Source organism: Jeotgalibaca caeni, assembly GCF_028863945.1.
GTDB lineage: Bacteria > Bacillota > Bacilli > Lactobacillales > Aerococcaceae > Jeotgalibaca > Jeotgalibaca caeni.
Window position 1 is genome coordinate 12017 of record NZ_JARBEA010000017.1, and the last position, 22150, is coordinate 34166.

The window sequence follows — 22150 nt, forward strand, 5'->3', positions numbered from 1 at the left end:
ACGCTTCTTTTACTTATGAATAGATAGAGAATTCTTGCAAAGCACGATGCAGATACGCAACCGGAAGGCCAATCACATTTAGATAGTCGCCATGAATTTCTTTAACCCATAAACTCGGTTGCTCCTGAATACCGTATGCCCCGGCTTTATCCATGGGGCTGCCGCTCTCTATATAGGCGCGCACTTCCTTCTCCATTTGCTTTGACCATTCCCAAAAAGTGACCTCTGTTTTTACCGAGAAGGTCACTTCTTTTTGCCTGCTCTGAACACTTACTCCCGTAATAACGAAATGGGTTTTGCCAGCATAGGAGCGTAACATGCGAAACGCATCTGCTTCGTCAATCGGCTTCCCCAATACCTGGTCTTCATGAACCACCACTGTATCGGCGCCAATAATGATATCTTCTGGATGCTGTTTGAGGACAACGCGAGCTTTTTCAGCCGCCAACGTTTCTACTAATTGACTCGCTGTTTTTTGAAAAGGGTCTTCCATCCCTTCTTCTAGCACTCTCGCTTCTATTGCTTTTTCATCAATCTCACTCGCATGAATCAGAAAATCCTCGGTTACTTGTTGGAGCAACTCTTTTCTGCGCGGTGACTGACTGGCTAGTACAATCATTATTTCTTCTCCCGTGTCGTTTTCTCTTTCACTGCAGCTTCAAACGCCGCTTTCGTTTCTTCTAACTGAAATGGTGCATACTCAGGCCATGCTTCGTCCAGTTCCTTTTCAGCATCCGCACTGAGAATCAAGAATTCCGCATTGCGCTTAAAAATATCTTCCAGATGCGGGATATAACTGAGAAAATCAGGCACATGCGTCAACGAAATAGCGGCACTGCCCTTCTTCTTAAATGTTTTGGCAATCAAGTATTTATTTATCATAATTCCTCCACGTAATGGGTTGTGATTTGTTGGAGTTGATGTTCGAGTTCTGCCATCACGACAAAGCGTGCTTTGCGGATCATTTCCTTCCCATCCACAAAAAGGAGCAGCGCCGGAACGGTGAAGACACTGAATTCGGCTGCTACCGTCGGAATCTGGTCAGCGTCCACCTTCATTAATTGAATTTCAGGGAAATCTTCCAACAATTCTTGCACTTGCGGCAACACTGCATGACACACACTGCAATCTACTCGCGAAATATAAATAAAGGCAAATCGATTCGTCCCGATAAATGTCTTTGCTTCCTCCATGGTTCCTGCTTCCTGGTACGTTCTCATTCCATCACTTCCTTCATTTCTCTTATTATAACATGATATACTACACGTAAAATAAAAAAGGAGCCTACAAGATGCATGTTAAAAAATGGTTGAGCTGGGCGTTGGTTCTGGCTTGGATGTTTTTAATTTTTTCATTTTCTGCCCAACAAGGAAGCGCATCTGGCTCTCTAAGCGGTTCGATTGTCGATGCGGTTTTATCGGTATGGGAATTTCTATTTCCTACTATTGAATTAGAACGGGAAACCGTTCATCTCTTCATTAGGAAAGGTGCCCACTTTTCCGTTTACCTTATTCTTGGTTTGTTTTCTGCCAATGCGCTGAATCAGAGCGGCCTGAAGGGAAAGAAACGGTTTGGATACGCGCTCTTATTGTGTGCCCTTTATGCAGCGAGCGACGAATGGCATCAGTCGTTTGTGCCGGGTCGAGGGCCAAGTGCATGGGATGTTTTAATTGATAGTGCGGGTGCTGCTGTTGGTAGTGGGTTCTTTGGTTGGATACGACAAGATGGTTATTAATTGCATTCCCTGTGCCGTTTCTGTATAAAGGAAGTAACAACTATTCCTTGAAAGGAGGATGGTGATGAATGAGGTACCGTCTTATCGATTCGCTCGCATCTACCACTTAGTCGGCTTCATCGTATTATGCGTTGTTTCGGTTCCGATGCATTTCTTCTATGAATGGCTCGGTAAAAATACATTTGTTGGTTACTTTGCGCCTATCAACGAAAGTATCTGGGAACATTTGAAGTTGGCTTTCTGGCCGACCGTCCTGTGGTGGGTCATTGGGTATTTTGTATTTAGAGAGCGCAAGAATTTACAAGCTGGGCCATGGTTCTATGCGAGTCTCTTTTCTCTTGTCGCCGCCCCGTTGATTATCGTGTCATACTACTACACGTTTACGGCTGGACTGGATATCGTTTCCCCAACTTTAAATATTGTGTCCTTGTTTGTTGGCTTTTTGGTTGGGCAATTATTGGCTCTTCATGTATATCGCTACACGACACGACCAAACAAGTTCATTTTTGGCGTATTACTCCTCCTTGTTGTAGGATTTGGGGCTATGTTGACCTTATTGACGTACAATCCACCCGAGCTGCCTATTTTTATTGTGCCGGAAGAAGGATAGAAATAAAAAACTGCAGTCTCTCTGGAAATGAGATACTGCAGTTTTTTTCTTGTCTAATGACCTGGGCGGGACTCGAACCCGCACGCCCGCATGAGCACTGCCACCTGAAGACAGCGTGTCTGCCAATTCCACCACCAAGCCCTGACAAGAAAGATTTTACGCTTCTTCTTTCAACATGACAAGCAGTTTTTTATCAAACAATTCGCTCGAATGCGTCGCGGCTGATCCCTTTTTCTAGTACTTCACGGGCATACTCCTTGGCTGAAAATAGGCTATGGTCGCGGTAGTTTCCGCACTCTTTTGCGGTGACCGCTGGGATCACTTCTGTCTCCAGAACTTGTTGCAAGGTCTTTTCCAATGCTTGAGCAATTTCTTCCGCTGTGGATTCTTCCCATTTAATACAATAGAAACCAGTCCGGCATCCCATCGGCGAGATGTCAATGATTCCTGGTAGATGGTCGCGCATATAGGTTGCTAGTAAATGTTCTAATGTGTGGACTGCTCCAGTTGGAAAGGTATCTTGGTTCGGCTGCAAGAACCGCAAGTCGATTTTTTGCACGGTTGCGCCGTTATGGTGCTCTACTCCGGCTACCCGCACATAGGGAGCCTTTACTATATTATGATCTAATTCAAAACTTTCTACTTTTGCCAAAAATAACTTCCTCCTTCTAATTGCTGCCTTTCTACTATAAAATAGAACTATCAAAAAGAAAAGCTATGGGGAGAAAAATGAACTATAAAACATTGTTATTTGATATCGATGATACTCTGCTCGACTTCAAGGCTGCCGAAACCCATGCGATTTCCCATCTACTTGAAGAAATGGGAATCGCAATAACTGAGGAAAGGATTGCCCAATACGCTGCCATCAATCAAGTCCTATGGGAACAATTTGAGAAAGGCCTCATCCAACGTGAAGTGTTATTGGGGAAACGGTTCGAAGATTTTTTTGCTCTTTATGGCAAAAAAGTAGATGGACAAGAGATGGACCGAACATTTCGTGCCCGCTTGGAAGAAGGAAACTACTTAATGGAAGGGAGTTTGGAACTGCTTGAATCCTTGAAACAAACCCATGACCTTTATGCGGTAACCAATGGCGTTTCAAAGACCCAACAACGTCGGATGGCAGACTCTGGCTTGAGACCTTACTTTAAAAAAGTATTCGTTTCGGAAGATACCGGTTATCAGAAACCAATGCCGGAATACTTTGATTATGTTTTTGCGCGCATCGCCTCTTTTCAAAAAGAAGAAACACTGATCATTGGCGACTCGCTTACCTCGGATATCACTGGTGGTGTGTTGGCGGGAATTGATTCCTGCTGGTTCAACCCTTTGAAGAAACCAAATCCACTGTCGATTCAACCGACCTACGAGATTGAGCAACTCGCCGATTTACCCGCTCTATTGTTTCAAGCATAAGTCCCTAATAAATCATCATTCGGAGGAGAAAAGATGAAATACTATATCAAGCAAAAAGTTTTTTCATGGCGTGATCAGTTTACAGTGAAAGACGAAGCAGGAAATGACGTGTATTTTATCGAAGGAGAGCTCTTGTCCTGGGGTAAAAAGTTATACGTGAGAGATAGAAGTGGCAACGAAGTACTCTACATTCAACAAAATATCTGGAATTGGATGCCAAATTACACGCTATTCATGCACGGACAAGAAGTTGCGACTGTGAAAAAAGAGCTGACTTTCTTGCGCCCACGTTATTCTATTCTTGGGCCGGATTGGGAAGTATCAGGTAATGTTTGGGAACATGATTACGAAATATTGGAAGATGGTGACCTTGTTGCTTCTATTAACAAGGAATGGTTTACTTGGGGCGACTCTTACCAACTGGATATCGCCGACGACAGCAACACCTTATTGGCTTTGGGAGTGATTATTACCATCGACTGCGTAATTGCAGCCCAACAAGCTGCTAATTCTAGCTCTTAAAAAAAAATGGTATGAGTGAGGCTCTAAAAAACTCCCACTCATACCAAAATCGTCAAAAACGTGCAAGTGAGCGTAAAAAAAAGCCTCACTCATACCAAAATCGTCGAAAGCGTTCAAGTGAGGCCTTTTCTAGACCCTCACTTGCACGCTGCTTTATTCTAGTCTTCTAAATACTCATATACAGCCATTGCGCCCAGCAAGAATGCTCCTACGCCATGTAAATCATCAGTTGAAGTTGGACGGTCTACATAATATTCATAGCTGCCTGCTGACGTACCGATACAAATACCATGCAGATGCAAGTCATTGCCTGCTTCTTCTGTCATATGCTCGATTAATCCAGCATAACCGCGCAATAGGTTCTCTTTATATTCTTCACCAACGAACCCATAATGCAATGCTTTCGCAATGGTATACAGATAGAGTGACGAGCTGGATGACTCGAGCCAGTTATCTTCGCGATCTCCCTTATCAACGATTTGATGCCATAGTCCGGTTTTCTCATCTTGGAACTTCACAACATTCTCTACATACTTCGCTACTTCTCCTGGCAATTCATTTTGCCCTTGATATTCATCGCCAATTGCTTCGATAATATCAATCAAAGCAGTTCCATACCAGCCAACTGAACGTCCCCAGAATTCTGGTGAGCAGCCTGTTTCTTTGTCTGCCCATGGTTGAACTTTCTTCTCATCCCATGCATGGAATAACAATCCCGTATTTGAATCTGTCATGTTCTTTCTCATCAAACGCTCTTGGTACAAGACGGTTTGAATCAAGTCTTTTTCATGGAATTGGTTCGCATATTTCACCAAAAACGGTCCAGCCATGAATAAGCCATCCAACCACATTTGGTATGGATATTTATCTTTATGCCAGAAACCATTCTCAGATGTGCGGTTAATGGTATCAATGATGGAACGTAGTTTACGGGCAGCAATCATGTATTTTTTATGTCCCGTCACTTCATGCAATTTAAACAGTAAGATACCAACTTGAATAGAATCCAATTGGTCGCGTTCATAGACAAAGTTTCCTTCATCATCAATCAACGCGTCGTAGTAGCCTTTAATATAGGTAAAGTACTCTTCATTCCCAGTCTCTTCCCACACACGTAGCATTCCTAATAGAAAAACACTTTGGTGATAATGGAAAGTCATGGCAGGCGGAAGTTCGCGCGGTGTGAATTTCTTCATCAATGTGCGGCATGATTTCTCGGCAATCGCTAGAATTTGTTCCTTTGTTACTGTGATATTTGTCTCCATCAATCTTCTCTCCTATATAAAACAGAAGGCTGGAACGAATGCCCCAGCCGCTGTTATTTTGTTAAAAATCTTAGTTAAACGCTTCAGCGTACTTAGCAGCTGATGCTTCAATTGATTCTGCCCATTCAGCTAAGAACTCTTCAACTGTAGTGTCTCCAGCCATTACGGATTGGATTCCTGAGTCTACTTGGTTGTCTAGAATAGAGCGGTAGTCTGGTAGGTAGAATGGTGGCTCATACAAAGCTGTATTTTCATCATCATACACAGAGAACGCTACGTTCAAGTGTTGTGAATTTTTTAGCCATTCTTCTTCCATTACATCGCTATTTGTTGGAATTTGACCAACTTCTTGGTTCCATAAGCTTTGGCTCTCTGCATTGTTTGCAAATTCAACAAAGCGGAATGCTTCATCTGGGTTTTCTGAACCAGCAAAGATGGATACGCCGATTGTGTTTCCACCTTCTGCTACGTAGTTTCCTTCTTTAGATATTGGTAGTGGAATTGCTTCAAATTGATCTTCTTCTAATGCTTCACTATGTTCACCGTATGAACCGATGTTGTGGTGAACCATTGCTGCTTTACCTGTGTCAAAAGTTGCTACCATTTCTTTGTAACCGTTCGTGATGTCACTTTGTGGTGTATTCTTTTGGTACATAGCAAAGTATTTTTCCAAGAACTCTTTGTGTGCTGGATCGTCAACAGTTGCTTCTCCATCTTCTGTTACATATTCAGTAATTCCTGAGTATGCATACATCAAACGTTGCAATTGCAAGGCTCCGCCTGCACCGCCACGAATCGTAAATCCGTATAGGTCATCTGTTGTCATCGTATCAACTGCACTGAAGAAGTCATCCCATGTTTTTGGTGCTTCTACGCCAGCTTCCTTAAACAAGTCTTCCCGAATCCAAATGATATCCAAGTTTTGTGTGTAAGGAATTCCGTATAGTTGACCGTCGTTAACGATTTTTTTGTTAAATTCAATTGCGCCTTCATTGATTTTTCCGTTTAATTCAGAATCAGCGAAGTACTCATCAAGCGGTAATAATGCCTCGCGGATGGAATACTCAGGCAACCAGCTTGTTTGCAAGGATGCTATGTCTGGTACATCGTTTGCTGCGATTGCAGCATCAAATTTTGATTTTGCATCGTCTTTTGGCAGACCAAAGTACTCAACATTGACGTCTGGATTTTCTTCTTCAAAACGTTCAATAATTTCTTCCCAAATCGGTGTTCTTTGCGGACCAGCATTTTCATCCCAGAAAGAGATGGTTACTTGTTCACCGGACGCTTCTTGCGATGTAGCAGATCCTGTTTCGGACTGCGCAGTACTGCCACTGTTCTCACTCTCTGTATCTGCAGCGGAATTTCCACATGCAGCTAAAAGGAAAGCACTGGATAAGGAGAGAGCTAGAAATCTTTTTTTACTGAACAACATATTTTTCTTACCTCCTATTTATATTAGCCTTTTACGGCTCCGCCCATCCCATTAACTAGGTGTTTTTGGGCGATTGAGAACAAGATAATGGATGGAATTAATGCAATAATACTTCCTGCTGCTAAAGCACCATAGTTGACGTTAAATTCGCCCATCATGAAGCTTAATCCAACTGGTAATGTGAATTTCGCTTGATTGTTAGTTAGCATCAAAGCTAGCAAGAACTCATTCCAAGAGTATACGAAGATATTCACACTCGTTGCGACAATCCCTGGTAATAGCAATGGGAAAATAACTTTTACCAATGTTTGGAAGCGGGTCGCTCCATCGATCGAAGCCGCTTCTTCTAACTCGCGTGGGATATTCGCGATAAAACCACTCATCAAGATTGCGTTAAACGGCACTTGTGCAGCTGAATAAATCAAAACAAGTGATAGTGGGTTACTAATCAAACCTAAGTTACTGAAAATAATGAACAATGGAATAACCAACATAGAACGAGGAATGAATTGTGTCATCAAAAGAACAAGCATGAAGACACGTTTTCCTTTGAATTCATAACGTCCAAGTGCATATCCAGATAAGATGGATAGGGTTACCGTTACAACCACTGTCCAGAAACCAACATTGATACTGTTTCCAAAATACGATTCAAAACCAACATCTGACCAAGCACTTACGAAGTTGTCTAAGGTAAAGTTACCAGGGAAATATTGGACCGGAGTTTTAATAATATCCCCTTCCGGTTTCAACGCTGTATTTAAGGTCCAGTAAATCGGGAAGACCGTCCATAAAAGCATCAAGGCCATTGGAAGTTGGAATGTTAGAAAACGATCGAGTTTTTTATTTGCTGTAAACATTCTTATGCCTCCTCAAATTTCGAAATCTTCAAGTAAATCGCTGCGATCACCGTTAGGATGACAAATGCCACGATGGTCAATGCAGATCCATAACCAAAGTTCGTTCCGTGAACGGCTGTATTGGCAATATACATCGCGTATGTCATGGTGGAGTCTGCTGGGCCGCCCCCAGTCAAGTTATACAGCAAGTCTACGTTGTTGAATTCCCATACGGAACGTAACAAAGTTGTTAGAACAATCGTACGTTTCAATTGAGGAAGTGTAATATAGAATAACTGTTGACTACGAGAAGCACCGTCAACACGAGCAGCTTCATATAAATCTTCTGGAATACTTTGTAATGATGCAAGGAGTGTTACCGCAAAGAACGGAATTCCACGCCATAATTCCGCAATAACCACTGCGATGAAGGCACTGGTTGTGCTTGCTAAGAACGCTACCGGACGATCGATAATGCCAAGTCGCATCAGAATATCATTGAAGACACCCATATGTTCGTTGTACATCAACATCCACATTACAGATGTTAGTACCCCGGAAATTGCCCACGGGATAAATGCTACGGCACGAACAAGTCCTCTTAACTTAAACGTTTGGTTTAGTAACAAAGCAAACCCTAATCCAAAAATCAATTGCAAGGAAACTTGGGAAAGTACCCATTTCGCACTATTTGCTAGAGCTGGCAAGAACATCTTGTCATTTGTAAAAATTTGAATATAGTTGTCCAACCCAGCAAAGCCATCATAAAAAGGTGCTGATATGTCATAGTGTTGGAAGCTGTAATAGAAAACGGTTAACATTGGGTAAAATAGAAAAGCAGCAATCATAATAAGCGTTGGTGCGATAAGTGCATAAGGGACCCAATTCATTTTTTTCTTTTTCTTCGATTGAGTTCCTACATTTACTTTTTTAGATGTATTAATAGTTTGTTCCATAATTTCCCCTCCTAATGAAAAGGATACCAGAAAGCGTTTCCTTGAGATATTCATTATTTTTCGATTATACTCTAAAAATTTAAGTTGTTTGGAATCGGTACCAATATTGCAAGATAAACAAAGGTAGCGGATGCAAAAAAAAGACAGAACGTGCAAGTGGGGGCTAAAAAGCCACCCCACTTGCACGTTCCTAGCCATTTTGGTATGAGTGAAAATTTTTTTGAAGCTCACTTGCACGCTTTTGACGATTTTGGTATAAGTGAGCGATTTTTTAATGCTCACTTGCACGTTTCTTCATTATTATTGATTTTTCTTGCGATATTCAATCGGCGTTTCGCCTGTGTACTTTTTGAAAGAACTACTGAAGTAATGCGGGTTTAAATACCCTACCCGTTCTGCAATTTCATATGTCTTTGACATGGTTGTGCGCAAGAGTTCTTTTGCTTCTTCCATACGCATTTCGAGCAGATACTCGGTGAAGTTCCTTCCTGTTTCAGACTTAAATAAGTTACTCAAGTAAGGAGAGGTAATGTGAATTTGATTGGCTAATGTAACAAGTGAAAGGTCGGGTTCATGGTAATGTTCCCTCATATAAGCAATCGCCTGTTGAACCAGGGAATTGGATTGCGTGTGCCATTGCTGTTTCTTTAATTCTTCTTCCCACCGTTCCACTAATGGTTCAATAACGGAAAAAATGGTAGAAGTTTGATTGGCTTGCAGAACTTGTTGGCTGACTTCATATATATTAACTTGATCAGCCTCTTCTTTGACCGTGCGATTCAGCACGGAAGAAAGATACATGACCAGGTTAAAGGATAATCGCTTCGCTTCTGCAACTAGGAGTGGCTGAGTGCGCAACATTCCTAGAAATGCTTTCGTTCGCTCCAGTACATCATAGTCGCTCTGTGACTCAGCGAATCCACGTGGCTCCTCTGTCTCCCCACTTTGATAGCCTTCAATTTTCTTCTTCTCCATCTTTATTTTTGCCTCTAGGAATGCAGTTTCCAAGTCCTGCATCTCACTATAGACTGTAGAAGAGGAGAGATATACGGTATCCGTTAGTTCTTGAGACAATTCAGTAAGCATCTCTTCGGCTAACTCCTCAACCCACCCTTGATCGATAGGATCGACAGACAGCAGCACAAAGGCTTCATTGTTTTGATAGGCTAGCACTTCTATCTCGTTTGAACGCTGCCACTTCGATAGATAAGTATACAAAGGTTTCTGTCCCCGATAATCCGGAACCGCTACATGCACCACACGGAAATTCGGTCCAGACAAGAAAACATTCAAATGAAATAATTCTTGTTGAATATCAATCTGCATTTCTGGATGTGGATGGAACAGGACTTGCGTCACGAACCGTTGCTGCAACAATGGGATCGATTCAAGCAAGCGCTCGTTCTTCTCAAACTCTTGGCTCCAGAAAGCCAGCGCCTTTTCAGCTTTTTCAAACAGTTCTTCCTGTTGAACAGGTTTCAACAAATAATCATCGGATTTCAGCAACATCGCTTCCCGGACGTACTCAAAATCATCATACCCCGTTAAAAAGATAAGACGGACATGGTTGTCAAAGGCACGCAATTCTTTTGCAAATGTGATTCCATCCATAAACGGCATATTGATATCTGTTACCACTAAATGTGGCCTTGTCTCTTTAATCACTTCAAGGGCTTGTTGGCCATCAGCAGCTTCTCCCACTACTTCCGCACCAATTTTATGCCATTCCGACTGGACGATTGCGCGACGGATGATTCGGTCATCTTCTACTACCACGACTCTATACAACGTAATCTCCTCCTTTTAACTTCGGAATCTTCACGGAAACACGGGTATACTTCCCTACTTCACTTTCCATACGCAATCCATATTGATTACCATAACGGTTTTTCAAACGAATGTCCACGCTACGCAATCCCACTCCTGTTTCTTCATTATTACTACCTAAATAAGGGGTATGAATCTCTGCTTGAATACGAGCTAGTTTCTCTGATTCGATTCCTTGGCCGTTGTCTTCTACATAAAGTAAGAGGCCTTCTGGTATTTCTTCGCAACCAACTCGAATCAGTCCTTGTTCGCGGTCATTCATTACCCCATGATAAATAGCGTTTTCAACTAACGGCTGCAAGGTCAACTTCACAACTAGGTAATCGTGCCACTCTTCCGGAATATTAATTTCATATTGGAAGAAGTCGCCATAACGCATCTCCATCATGTACAAGTAGCTTTCGATGTTTTTTAGTTCTTCTCTTATTGGAATAATTTCTTTCCCCCGGCTCAAACTTGTTCTGAAAAAATCAGACAACTTACTGATCATCTGGCTGGCTTCTTTATTCATGCCCATATCACACAAGCCTTTAATGGAAAATAAAGTATTGTATAGGAAATGCGGACTAATCTGCGCATGAAGCAAAGCTACCTCTAACTCCAGTTTCTCATTTTGTTGAGCGGTCATCTGCTCGATCAGATAAACATTTCGATCGGTCAGGGAGTTATACGTTGTATAGAGGACGGCCAGCTCCTCTGGCATGTCTTCCGGCCACTGCAATTTTTCATGGTAACTTTCTGTGGTCATCATGCTGTCTGCTAATTGTTCAATTGGGATCGAGATATAACGGCGAATGGTACGAATCATGATGGCGATCAGAAACGCTAATAAAAAGGAAAGAATCACAAATAGCAACAGCATCCAAGCATTCAAATCGAATAAGCTCTGCTTCGGCGTTACTAAAACTACGCCCCATTTATTCGTGCCTAACTGCGAATATCGAACCAAATACGGGCTCAAATTCCTCAAGTTTATTTCTTCCGCTTCCCTCGTTAGTTCCCCAGCTTGATACTGTTCATAGATCACAGCATCGAGCGCTGGATGGTGTGGCGCATCTGGCGAAACAAAGTAGCCCTCTTCCGAAAGCAGCATCATATAACTGCCTTGACTTGCCAAATCCGTTAACGTCCGTTCAATAAAGGAGGTCTTCAGATTCATGACAAACACACCCGCTGGTTCGCCGTTTGTGGTTTCAAGAAGATGTACGATGGATTGCACAGGTTGATCTCGGTTAAAAATAGGATCGATGTGATTATTCCTCCAATAATATCCTTCTCTAGACGTTGTAGGCGGCGGATAAAAAGCCTCTGCTTCAAAGGATGGTCTCATTTCTTGTTGCTCGCTATGAGCGATTTCATATGTATCGTTAATATTAATGTAAATGGAATCAACAAAAGAAGCATTGCGCTGATATACATATTCCACTTCTTCTGACAACTGTAGATAAAGTTGCGGCGATGGATTAGTCGAATCAGCTAGGCGCTGCACAGTCAGATTTTGTGAAAGTCGATAGAACTGTTCAAAAATGTCCTTATAAAGAAAAGATAAATATTCCATCTTTTGATTCAAGACGCTGTCCATCGTTTCTGCTGTGTTTTGATTGACTTGATTATTGGCAACGAGATAAATGATAGATCCGGCAAGTAACAAGAACGACGTGATAAACAAGACATAGAATGTGTTTATCGTGGAACTTAGGGAACGAAATAATTTTTTACGCAAGTTCAACCTTTTTCCTCCTCTTTGGTTGTGTGCGCTCTCATGCTTATTTATTGTACCACAATTTTTGTAATATTTTAGAGGAAATTATAAAAAAAGAGACGGAAGGAACAGCCCTTAAAGGGTGTTCTTTCCGTCTCTTTTGAAATTATTTTTTAAAGAATGCAACCGCATTGTTGTAGCAGACATTTTCAATCAAACGTTTCAGCAACGCTTCTTCATTCGGGAATTTCCCTACTTCTACTTGTTCCCCAACATAGTTGCAGAGGATACGGCGGAAGTATTCATGACGTGGGTAGGACACGAAACTGCGGGAGTCGGTTAACATCCCTACGAAGTTCATTAACAAGCCATGATCCGCTAACGTTTCCATTTGGCGTAGCATTCCTTGCTCTGTATCATTGAACCACCAGCCAGCCCCAAATTGAACCTTGCTCTTGATTCCTTGGTCGTTCACTTGGAAGTTGGCAACAGCACTTGCAACCACATGATTTTGCGTTGGGTTCAAGTTATAAATGACCATCTTCGGTAATTGTTGTTTGCGTTCCATTGCGTTCAACAGACGGTTCAAGTTGCGTCCGTCATTCACGGAATCATGGATGGAGTCAAAACCAACGTCTGGACCTAACTTGTCATACCAGTATTCATTGTTGTTACGTAATGCGCCGAAGTGAATTTGCATCGCCCAGCCGCGTTCCGCATACATTTTTCCTAAATCAATCAAGATGCGAGTCAAGTATTGTTCTTTTTCGCCAGCAGAAATTGCTTCTTGATTCAATGCTTTTTGGAAAATAGCTTCGATTTCTTCATCTGTTGCTTCGCTGTAAACCATTTGCTCTAACGCATGGTCAGACGCTACGGTACCGCGTTGGTCGAAGAAGTCAACCCGTTGTTCCAACTGCTCTACCAATTCTTGGTAAGAAGTCAAACGGCTGCCAAAAATAGCTTCCATTCGGTCCAAGAAACCAACAAAACGAGAATCATCGATATGGAATGCTTCATCTGGACGAAACGATGGTGCAACAGTTGTTTTGAAGGAATCATCTGCCAACAAAACATCATGGTGTTCCAAGGAATCGGTTGGGTTATCCGTTGTTCCGACAAAAGTTACATTGGACATTTCAATCAGCTTACGTCCAGTTAATTTCTTTTCTTTAATGACACGGTTTGCTTTGTCGTAGATTTCTTTCCAATTATCTTTGGTTAACAAATCATCGATGTCAAAGTACCGTTTCAATTCTAATTGTGTCCAGTGGAATAACGGATTACCAATGGTTGCTTCTGCTGTTTCTGCCCATGCTGCAAACTTTTCTTCTGGAGAGGCATTACCGGTAATCTTCTCTTCAGGAATTCCGTTTGCGCGCATTGCCCGCCATTTGTAGTGATCGCCTGCCAACCAAACTTCTGTGATATCAGAAAACTCATGATCTTCTGCAATCCAAGCAGGAATCAAATGGCAGTGGTAGTCGAAGATCGGCATCTTCTCCGCATAAGTATGATACAAGTTTTTTGCTGTTTCATTCGTTAACATAAAATCATCGTGAATAAACGCCATGAACGTGTGGCCTCCTTGTTATTCTGCTACTTTTTTAAGTTGTAAAGTTTCTAAGTGTTTGCCAATATGGTTTACCAAAGACTCACGGTACTCTTCTTCGAATTCATCCATGTTCGCAAAGAAATCGTTCTTGAATAAACGGTCGCCAGCTTCATCAACAGCTGTTAATAAAACGCCGTAGGTTACGTGCCATACTTGACGTGCATTGCGATCATTCATGTATTCTGGTAATTCGCTGTCTGCTACTTCATCCAACGGCTTGATGGTAGTCAAGTCTGGAGTGATGTGATAGTATGCTTGCGCTTCTGGGAAGTGCTCGAATGCATAGGTATGCATTTTACGGAATAGCTCTGGATTATGTTTAGCCAATACGCGTACTGCTTCCAACCAGTTGGTTCCAGCTGTCTTCAAGTGGAACAAACCTTCTGTATGCTTGGCAATAATTGGGAAAGCAGAGAACTTGTCACTTCCGGAGTGGATGCTCAACTTGTAATCGAAGTATTTTGCGATATTCGCATGCTTCGCCAAGTCCACTTCAAAATCAGCCAAATCACCCATGTAGTCTACACCTTTTTGGAACTCACCAATGAAGCGTGGTGCCAAGCTGTTCACTTGTACGCCTTCGTTGATTAATTCTTGTGCTACAAAGAAGTGAGATTCTGGTTTTGTAACCGTTGCTGTTTCATCAATTGAAATTTCAAAGTCAATTTCATGGTCTGCTTTTTTGATGAACTCATGATAAATATGTACCATGTAGTTCAATGCATCATGATACAACATCACATTGTACATTAATTCTTCACGGTCAAAATGAATGCTCATCCCTGCTGCTTCAAATGTGCGGTCTAGGTAAGCTGCTTCGTAATGGCTGCGGATTTCTTCTGATAGTTCCATGTATGCTTTTTCTAGTTCTGCTGGTGTCATTTCTGGAACTTCATTACGAATGTAGTCGGAGCAGTCTAGTGTCAACATGGACATTCCTGAATCCAATGCTAATTTAATATCTGCTTCCAACTTCAAGTGGTCGCCATCTGCCCCAAACCCACCGGTGTATCCTTCTTGAATCGTTGCGTAACTTGCAGAATCCAATACATCATTGATGTCACGTTCGGTCAGGCTTAATTCACGAATACTTTGTTGTGCCAAGATTGGTTTTACTTCATATTGGCGCATGATGGCAATGTGTCCAGGAGATGCCAAACCTAAACGATCGCCCACTCCCATAGTGGTCACTTTATTACCGAATGCACGTGGTTTGGTGTAGTCCAAGTAACGGTTCAAGATAAGACGGTTTGCGTGATCACAAGGAACAATCTTGCTGTCTTCTCCTGCTGCTTCTCCGCTCAATTCTTCGAAGAACGAACCTGTACCTTTTACGTATAGATATTTCTTGCCATCTTGCTTAAACATAACAAGTGAAGTGTCCCCTTCTTGTGTATAAGAACGTGGATATACTTTCACATCGTTATTTTGGAAAAACTCTTCTTGTAATAATGGATTGCTTTGTGTCTCTTGCATGTTTTCTACCCCTTTGTTTTTTATTAACCGCCACTTGTGTTACCCCTTTCATAATAAGAAAGAAAGAGGAAAACATCTATAAACCTTTGATTTGAACTTTGTCTTTTATGACAAAACAAAGGAAATGATACTCCCTGTAATAAAGATTATGAGGGCGAAAAAACGCTTTCTCGCCTTATAATCCTATGTTATCGAGAAAGACAGGTAAACGCCATCATCAAATTTATGTTCTTTTGTTCAATATTTTAAATAGAAGTTTTTTCAATAAATTCTAAATCTCTTGGTTCACGGCCATATCTGGTTTCAGTGTTGATTCCTTTCATCGCTGCCATGTCTTCTTCGGTTAGAGAAAAATCGAATAAAGAGATGTTTTCCAGAATTCTACCTGCATTGGTGGATTTTGGAATGATAATGGTTCCTCTCTCCAAGTGCCAACGCAATACAATTTGAGCAGAAGTTTTTTCGTATTTTGCCGCTAGCTCTTCAATAACAGGGTTCACTAACAAATCGCTCTTTCCTTGACTCAATGGACCCCACGCTTCATGTTTGATGTCATGCTCGTCCATGAAGGCTCTTAGTTCGTCTTGCGGGAAGTATGGATGAGTTTCTACTTGGTTAATCATTGGTTTGATTTCGGCAACAGCCAATAATTCTTTCAAGTGGTCGATGTCAAAGTTGCATACACCTATGGATTTAATCTTACCTGCTTTGTATAACTCTTCCATGGCTTTCCATGTTCCAGTTACGTCTTTACCAAACCAGTGGATCAAGTATAGATCGATGTAGTCTGTGCCCAATTTTTCTAAGCTGATTTCAAGAGCTTCTTTTGTTTTTTCATATCCTTGCATGTTATTCCAAACTTTGGTTGTTAAAAATAACTCATCGCGTGGAACTCCTGATTGCTTCAGAGCTTCCCCTAGCGCTTCTTCGTTTCCGTATGCAGTAGCGGTATCGAAATGGCGATAGCCACTTTCAATCGCACTCATCACTGTCTTGCTCAAGTCCTGTTCATCTGTAATCAAAAATACGCCTAAACCTACTTGAGGTACGGACAAGCCATTATGTAAAGAAACAGTTGAAATCGTCATTTTTTATCCTCCGTTATGTATCTGTTTTAGTTTTTCAGTGCCTCACTAGTTGGATAAGAAAGTTCTTCTGTGATATTCAAGTCAATCGACAATAAGCGACGAATCGCCTGCTTTAATTCAGGCGTGATTTTCACGACTTTTTTCTTTTCCACACTTGCGCATGCCTCTTCAACGGTTTTACCCGTGCCATCTAAAAATTCTTGTTTGATTAAAATATAATGCATCATCAAATATTGAATTTTCACGCCCGGAAAAGCTTCTTTTAAGAGATTCTTGACCGTGTTTTTTTGTTCATCTCCATAAGGAAATATTTGTGAAGCGTACATTTCAAAATCTCGTTCTTTTTCTTCTTTCGTACGAGAATCAAACAATCTTTTTACGATATTCATTTTTTAAGGTCCTTTCCGATAAGAAAAGGAGTGGAAAGAATCCCACCCCTACCTATAACTTTTGCTATTGAGCTGCTGCAGCTGGGTTGATGATGCTTTGAATATCTTCGTCGTCAATGTTTTCCATATCTACTACCAATGTACCGGTATCTACCATTTTTTCTGCTGGTTCTTCACCGTTTGCGATAGCGATTGCTTGTTTCACGCCTTCATAACCCATTTCGTATTGTTTTTGTACGATGGTTACTACTGGATATTCGTCTTTACGGATCATTTGTTCCATTTCAGTTGAGAAGTCGAATCCAACCAATACAACGTCTTTTCTACCTGATTCTTGGATTCCTGTTACGAAACCAACTGTTGAACCGTTGTTAGGACCAAATACACCTTTTAGATTTGGATAAGCAGTCAAGAAGTCTTGAGCGAATCCAACCGCTTTAGAAATGTCGCCATCATTAACTTTGATGTCATTGTTCAATACTACCCATTTTTCAGGAGCGTTTGCATCCCAGAATTCATTGAATCCGCTCATACGGTCGATGATGGTTTGAGAACCAGAGTTACCAATTTGAACAGCAACTTGTGCTTCTTCGTCTTCTTTTACGCCTTGTTCTTTCAAGCGGTTAATCATTTGTTCAGCTGCGATACGGCCAGCTTCAACGTTATCTGTCATCAAATCAACGCTGTAGTTTTCAGAGTTGATCATTGTATCAACAACAACAATTGGAATTCCTGAGTTGTATGCATCTGTAACAGGGTTTGCCATCGCTGTGGAGTCTGTTGGTCCAATAACGATTGCATCTGCACCACTAGATACAGCATCTTGCAATTGTTGTACTTGTTTTTCAACTTCAGCTTCGTTAGCAAGACCTGTAACAACTAGGTTTACGTCTAATTCTTCAGCAGCTTTTTTAGCTCCTTCTTCAACAACAGACCAGTATTGGTTTCCTAAAATTTTTGTTAGGAAGTAACCCGTTTGTTGGTCGCCACTTGCTGCTGCGCCAGATTCTGTTCCTTCACCAGCTGCTTCTCCTGATCCACATGCTACTGTTACTAATGCCATCGTACCTAATAAAAGTGACTTCAAAAATTTGCTTTTCATTGTTTGTGAGCTCCTATTTATTCTTATTTTTTACCTTTTTTATTTCTCTTTACATCTAGAGCAATTACGGCAACGATGATGATCCCGATAATTACTTGTTGCCAGAATGAGCTTACTCCTAGTAAGTTCAAACCGTTTCTTAAAACACCCATGATTAACGCACCGATCACGGTATTAATAATGGCACCTTGTCCACCACTATTGGATACTCCTCCAATAACAGCTGCAGCAATTGCTTCCATTTCCAATCCGTTCCCTGCCATTGGTTGAGCAGAAGAAATACGGGATGTTACGATGATTCCTGCGATTGCAGCAGAGAATTCGCTGACACAGTAAGCGAACATTCTTGTTCCAACAGCGTTGATACCCGATAGTTTTGCAGCTTCTAAGTTACTTCCGCATGCATAGATTTGACGACCAATTCTTGTTTTTGCCAATAAGAAAGCTAAAATCAAACCATAAACGGCAACGATAATAACGGAGTACGGTAGGCCGCCTGGCAAACGTCCGCCACCAATTGCATAGAAGGCTTCTTGAATGCCTGTATCAGGAATAACGTTTGTATAAATTGGTTTCCCTTCTACCAATACGTTCGCTAGTCCACGGAACACCCATTGTGTACCGAGCGTTGCGATAAAGGGAACAACTCCCAGTACTTCAATCGTGAACCCGTTCAGCACTCCCATCAAAATACCGAATACCATTGATACGATAATGGAAATCCAAAGTGGTACACCAGAAATCAATAACGTTGTTACAATGATTCCAGAAAGTGCCATTGAAGCACCAGCAGACAGGTCCGTACCACCACAGACCAAACAGAACGTTAACCCAAATCCTAAGATGGCGTAAGTAACTACTTGTTGAGCGATATTGATCAAGTTACCAGGTGTCAAGAAAGTTGGTCTTGCGATTGAAAAAACGATAACCAATAAAATCAAAGCAATACCGGAATAAATTGCTTTCTTTGTACTTGGATCGAGTGTCTGGAATCCAGATCTCTTTTCTTCTTTTACTTTTACTTCTTCTACTAACATGTTGGTTCCTCCAAAAAATTCATATATTTTCTAGGCAGTGCCTACTTTTTTCTCCAACTTATTATAGCCAGCAGCTAAATACAGAATCTCTTCTTGAGTTGTTTTCTTTGCATCGAGTTCTCCATTGATCTCACCTTCGTGAACGACCAAGACACGGTCACTCATTCCAAGAACTTCCGGTAACTCAGAAGAAATCATGATGATTGCAACACCTTGATCACTTAAGCGGTTAAATAACTCATAAATTTCAAATTTAGCTCCAACGTCAATTCCTCGTGTTGGTTCATCCACAATCAAAATTTCAACATTATTGCACAACCATTTTGAGAGAACGATTTTTTGTTGGTTCCCACCACTTAGGTTTCCTACAGTTTGTTCGATATTTGGTGTCTTGATGCGGAGAAGATTTTTGTATTCTAGCGAGTTACGACGAGCTTCTTTGTCGTTTAAGACGCCGCCTTTTGAAAGTTGTTCCAAATGTGCCATGTTAATGTTGTAGTTTACATCCAGGTTCAAAGCCAACCCGTCATGTTTACGGTCTTCGGTTGCATAACCCATTCCGTACGCCATCGCTTGACGAACTGAATTAATCTTCACGGGCTTGCCATCAATAAACATTTCCATGGTGTCTGCCTTGTCGGCTCCGAAAATACATCTAGCAATTTCCGTACGACCTGAACCCATCAAACCAGCAATTCCTAAAATCTCACCAGCTCGGACTTGTAAATGCTCCACGTTCAAAACATTTCCGCGTTTCAAGTTGCGTACTTCTAATTTCACATCACCAATCTTACGATCGTATACCGGATACTTGTCTTCTAAAGAACGACCAACGATCATGTTTACTAACTCGTCAACAGTCATTTCTTTATAGTTTCTTGTTCCAATGTATTTTCCGTCACGTAGAACGGTAACTCTTTCACAAATCTCTTCGAGTTCTTCCATCCGGTGAGAAATGTATACCATCCCTACGCCTTTCTTTTGCAGGTTACGGATAATTTCAAATAATTGCTGGATTTCCTTATCAGTCAAGGCAGCAGATGGTTCATCCAATACCAAGATTTTAGAATCCATAGAGATTGCTTTCGCAATTTCAACCATTTGTTGTTGCGCTACACTCAAGTTGGCTACGGTTGCATGAGTATTGATGTTGATTCCTAATTCAGTCAAGATTTGCTTCGCTTCGCGGTGCATTCTTGCATCGTCAATGAAGAATCCTTTTTTCGGTTGTCTGCCAACATAAATGTTGTCTGCTACACTCATATGGGGAAGAAGGTTTAACTCTTGGAAAATAATGGCAACCCCTAATTCATGTGCCTTGCTAATGCTTGTCATTTGGACTTCTTCACCTTCGATGAAGATTCTTCCTTCTTCTGGTTGGTAAACCCCACTCATCACTTTCATCAACGTTGATTTACCTGCTCCGTTTTCTCCAACAAGGCCGTGTACTTCGTAAGCGCCAAATAATCAGGTAGATACTGCAACACGAATAACCCTGCTACAATATGGATATCATATCGTAGTAGGGTTATTTGCAGTTTTCCTGGACATTTTCATTCCATGGCAAATAATCCTCAAGAAGTTCGGGCTCCTCTTTGAAGGGAGTGTTCGGAAGTTCCTTGAACAAATACGTCAGGTATTTGAATACATTCAGATTATTTGCTTTGGCAGTCTCAATGATGCTGTAGGCAATGCTGCTTGATTCAGCGCCCTTAGGGCTGGCATAAAAGTTCCAGGCTTTACGGCCGACCACGAATGGTCTGATGCTGCGTTCCGCCAAATTGTTCGAAATTTGGCATTCACCGTCCAAAAGGTAATTCATCAGGTACGGTTTCTGTTTCTTGGCATAGCTAAGAGCTTTTCCAAGAACGGAACTTGGCAGCGCGTTGGTCGTTTCAACCCATCCCCAGAATGCCTTAAGTACCGGAATCGCCTTCTTTTTCCTTTTCTTCAAGCGTTCCTCAGGTGGCAGATGTGCAATCTCTTTTTCAATATTAAAAAGAGCATTGCAATAATCCAGTCCAATTTCACATTGTGACTTTTTGCCGTTACTGTTTTTAGGAACTCCTTCGTGGAATTTTCGCCGAATATGCGCAAGGCAACCTACACGCGTCACATTCTTTACCTTGTTATACCCCTCATAGCCATCGCAATGGATATAACCCGTATACCCTGATAAAAACTTCTCAGCATTTTCCCCTGCACGCGTAGGCGAATACTGGTAAAGAATGATTTGTTGATCGACATCCGTGCTATTCCGATAGAGCCACATATACGAATTTGAAGTGGCTTTTCTATCCGGTTCACGGAGCACTTGCGTGGTTGTTTCATCAACAAACAGGCAGTTGGCTGTCAACAATTTCTGGTGAAGCAGGTTATAAAGTGGCTTCAGCCAAAGTTCGGCAGCTTTGATTACCCAATTGGCCATTGTAGTTCGGCTCAAGGCAATACCGTAATTTTGCCATTCTTTTTCTTGACGATGGAACGGCAAAGACATTTCATATTTTTGATGTAATAGCCAAGCCACCGAACTAGCGGAGGCCAAACTTTTAGGAATGACTGGTCTCGGTAACTCTGCCTTCACGATGGCGTCTGCACCATCCTTTTTACAACAAGGGCATTCGTAGGCATGGCGATAGATTTTTCTCACTTTTAGGTGTGCCGGGATAAATTCTACCTCTTCGCGGATGTATTCGCGACCAATTGGTCGCAAGTCGGTATTGCACCATTCGCACTTGGAATCATCCTTAGGGAGAAGACAGTCGACCTCTATCACAGGCAGATCTTTGATTAATCACGCTTTATGCCCGGGAGTTCTTCTTTTACGCTCAAATTGTTCCGTTTTTTTTGGCTCTACTGCAGACTTGTCGGCTACAACTTCCGCCTCATTGAAAACATTGAGTTCTTCAGTGTTGAATAGATTGATTTGATTTTCATCGGCAGGCGTGCTTTTTTCGCTGGAACGACCATACAGTTTCTGCGTTAGTACTTGGACTTGTTCAGTCAACAGAGCAATTTGCGTGACCAACTGCTTATTTTGCTCAAGTAACATTTTTTCCATCTCAGTCATTCCCAACACACCTCCATTCCGATTCATAGCCTCCTTATTATACCAAGAAATGACACTGAAAAC

General features: G+C 41.7%; 23 protein-coding genes, 1 tRNA gene and 1 pseudogene. 4 read left to right on the forward strand and 21 right to left on the reverse strand.

What is annotated here, in order from left to right:
- Positions 1–13: 13 nt before the first annotated feature.
- From PVE40_RS05215 to PVE40_RS05225, 3 genes are read right to left on the reverse strand one after another with little or no spacing between them, the layout of a single operon-like run.
- Entirely contained in the window at positions 14–619 is a 606-nt protein-coding gene (locus tag PVE40_RS05215; RefSeq protein WP_274730831.1) for a Maf family protein, read from the reverse strand.
- A complete protein-coding gene (locus PVE40_RS05220; RefSeq protein ID WP_274730832.1) occupies positions 619–882 on the reverse strand; it encodes a DUF6718 family protein in 264 nt (87 codons plus the stop codon). Before PVE40_RS05220 ends, PVE40_RS05215 begins: the two co-directional genes overlap by 1 nt.
- Entirely contained in the window at positions 879–1220 is a 342-nt protein-coding gene (locus PVE40_RS05225) for a thioredoxin family protein (RefSeq protein ID WP_274730833.1), read from the reverse strand. The genes PVE40_RS05220 and PVE40_RS05225 overlap by 4 nt, the downstream gene beginning before the upstream one ends.
- Positions 1221–1291: 71 nt before the next feature.
- Between PVE40_RS05225 and PVE40_RS05230 the strand changes: the two genes are divergently transcribed.
- Positions 1292–1735 (forward strand): VanZ family protein, encoded by a 444-nt coding sequence (locus PVE40_RS05230; protein WP_274730834.1) that lies wholly within the window; start codon positions 1292–1294, stop codon positions 1733–1735.
- Positions 1736–1799: 64 nt separating this feature from the next.
- Positions 1800–2345, forward strand: coding sequence for a DUF6512 family protein (locus PVE40_RS05235; protein WP_274730835.1), 546 nt, complete (start codon positions 1800–1802; stop codon positions 2343–2345).
- A gap of 57 nt (positions 2346–2402) precedes the next feature.
- Here PVE40_RS05235 and PVE40_RS05240 read toward each other — a convergent pair.
- A tRNA-Leu gene (locus PVE40_RS05240) sits at positions 2403–2486 on the reverse strand.
- 52 nt (positions 2487–2538) lie between these two features.
- Positions 2539–2997 (reverse strand): S-ribosylhomocysteine lyase, encoded by a 459-nt coding sequence (locus tag PVE40_RS05245; protein WP_274730836.1) that lies wholly within the window; start codon positions 2995–2997, stop codon positions 2539–2541.
- 77 nt (positions 2998–3074) lie between these two features.
- Between PVE40_RS05245 and PVE40_RS05250 the strand changes: the two genes are divergently transcribed.
- Together PVE40_RS05250 and PVE40_RS05255 are read left to right on the forward strand one after the other, a co-directional pair.
- Entirely contained in the window at positions 3075–3764 is a 690-nt protein-coding gene (locus PVE40_RS05250; protein ID WP_274730837.1) for a YjjG family noncanonical pyrimidine nucleotidase, read from the forward strand.
- 33 nt (positions 3765–3797) lie between these two features.
- Positions 3798–4286 carry an LURP-one-related/scramblase family protein gene (locus PVE40_RS05255; protein ID WP_274730838.1) on the forward strand — a complete coding sequence of 163 codons (489 nt, stop codon included), beginning with the start codon at positions 3798–3800 and terminating at the stop codon, positions 4284–4286.
- A 158-nt stretch (positions 4287–4444) separates the two neighbouring features.
- On the opposite strand, the gene PVE40_RS05260 is transcribed toward PVE40_RS05255, so the two are convergent.
- From PVE40_RS05260 to PVE40_RS05335, 16 genes and pseudogenes are all read right to left on the reverse strand, one after another.
- Positions 4445–5551 (reverse strand): glycoside hydrolase family 88/105 protein, encoded by a 1107-nt coding sequence (locus PVE40_RS05260; protein ID WP_274730839.1) that lies wholly within the window; start codon positions 5549–5551, stop codon positions 4445–4447.
- 70 nt (positions 5552–5621) lie between these two features.
- On the reverse strand, positions 5622–6986 hold the full coding sequence (locus PVE40_RS05265) for an ABC transporter substrate-binding protein (RefSeq protein WP_274730840.1): 1365 nt from the start codon (positions 6984–6986) through the stop codon (positions 5622–5624).
- A 23-nt stretch (positions 6987–7009) separates the two neighbouring features.
- Positions 7010–7846, reverse strand: coding sequence for a carbohydrate ABC transporter permease (locus PVE40_RS05270; protein WP_274730841.1), 837 nt, complete (start codon positions 7844–7846; stop codon positions 7010–7012).
- Between the two features lie 2 nt (positions 7847–7848).
- Complete coding sequence (locus PVE40_RS05275; protein ID WP_274730842.1) at positions 7849–8781, reverse strand: carbohydrate ABC transporter permease; 933 nt, start codon at positions 8779–8781, stop codon at positions 7849–7851.
- 300 nt (positions 8782–9081) lie between these two features.
- Complete coding sequence (locus PVE40_RS05280) at positions 9082–10569, reverse strand: response regulator transcription factor (RefSeq protein ID WP_274730843.1); 1488 nt, start codon at positions 10567–10569, stop codon at positions 9082–9084.
- Positions 10562–12337: a cache domain-containing sensor histidine kinase gene (locus PVE40_RS05285; protein WP_274730844.1), complete on the reverse strand. Its 1776-nt coding sequence runs from the start codon at positions 12335–12337 to the stop codon at positions 10562–10564. Before PVE40_RS05285 ends, PVE40_RS05280 begins: the two co-directional genes overlap by 8 nt.
- Before the next feature lie 139 nt (positions 12338–12476).
- On the reverse strand, positions 12477–13883 hold the full coding sequence (uxaC, locus tag PVE40_RS05290; RefSeq protein WP_274730845.1) for a glucuronate isomerase: 1407 nt from the start codon (positions 13881–13883) through the stop codon (positions 12477–12479).
- Positions 13884–13901: 18 nt separating this feature from the next.
- Positions 13902–15401: a tagaturonate epimerase family protein gene (locus tag PVE40_RS05295; protein WP_274730846.1), complete on the reverse strand. Its 1500-nt coding sequence runs from the start codon at positions 15399–15401 to the stop codon at positions 13902–13904.
- Between the two features lie 245 nt (positions 15402–15646).
- Positions 15647–16489, reverse strand: coding sequence for an aldo/keto reductase (locus PVE40_RS05300; RefSeq protein WP_274730847.1), 843 nt, complete (start codon positions 16487–16489; stop codon positions 15647–15649).
- 26 nt (positions 16490–16515) lie between these two features.
- Positions 16516–16878: a hypothetical protein gene (locus tag PVE40_RS05305; RefSeq protein WP_274730848.1), complete on the reverse strand. Its 363-nt coding sequence runs from the start codon at positions 16876–16878 to the stop codon at positions 16516–16518.
- A 64-nt stretch (positions 16879–16942) separates the two neighbouring features.
- Positions 16943–17980 (reverse strand): ABC transporter substrate-binding protein, encoded by a 1038-nt coding sequence (locus PVE40_RS05310; RefSeq protein ID WP_274730849.1) that lies wholly within the window; start codon positions 17978–17980, stop codon positions 16943–16945.
- 23 nt (positions 17981–18003) lie between these two features.
- Entirely contained in the window at positions 18004–19017 is a 1014-nt protein-coding gene (locus tag PVE40_RS05315) for an ABC transporter permease (protein WP_274730850.1), read from the reverse strand.
- Between the two features lie 30 nt (positions 19018–19047).
- Positions 19048–20091, reverse strand: a complete 1044-nt coding sequence (locus tag PVE40_RS05320) for a sugar ABC transporter ATP-binding protein (RefSeq protein WP_338033469.1) — start codon at positions 20089–20091, stop codon at positions 19048–19050.
- Positions 20068–20457 (reverse strand): annotated as a pseudogene (locus tag PVE40_RS05325) (ATP-binding cassette domain-containing protein); the annotation flags it as partial. The gene PVE40_RS05320 and the pseudogene PVE40_RS05325, both read right to left, overlap by 24 nt.
- Before the next feature lie 88 nt (positions 20458–20545).
- Entirely contained in the window at positions 20546–21793 is a 1248-nt protein-coding gene (gene tnpC, locus PVE40_RS05330) for an IS66 family transposase (RefSeq protein ID WP_274730851.1), read from the reverse strand.
- Between the two features lie 18 nt (positions 21794–21811).
- Positions 21812–22114: a transposase gene (locus tag PVE40_RS05335; protein WP_274730852.1), complete on the reverse strand. Its 303-nt coding sequence runs from the start codon at positions 22112–22114 to the stop codon at positions 21812–21814.
- Positions 22115–22150 lie beyond the last annotated feature (36 nt).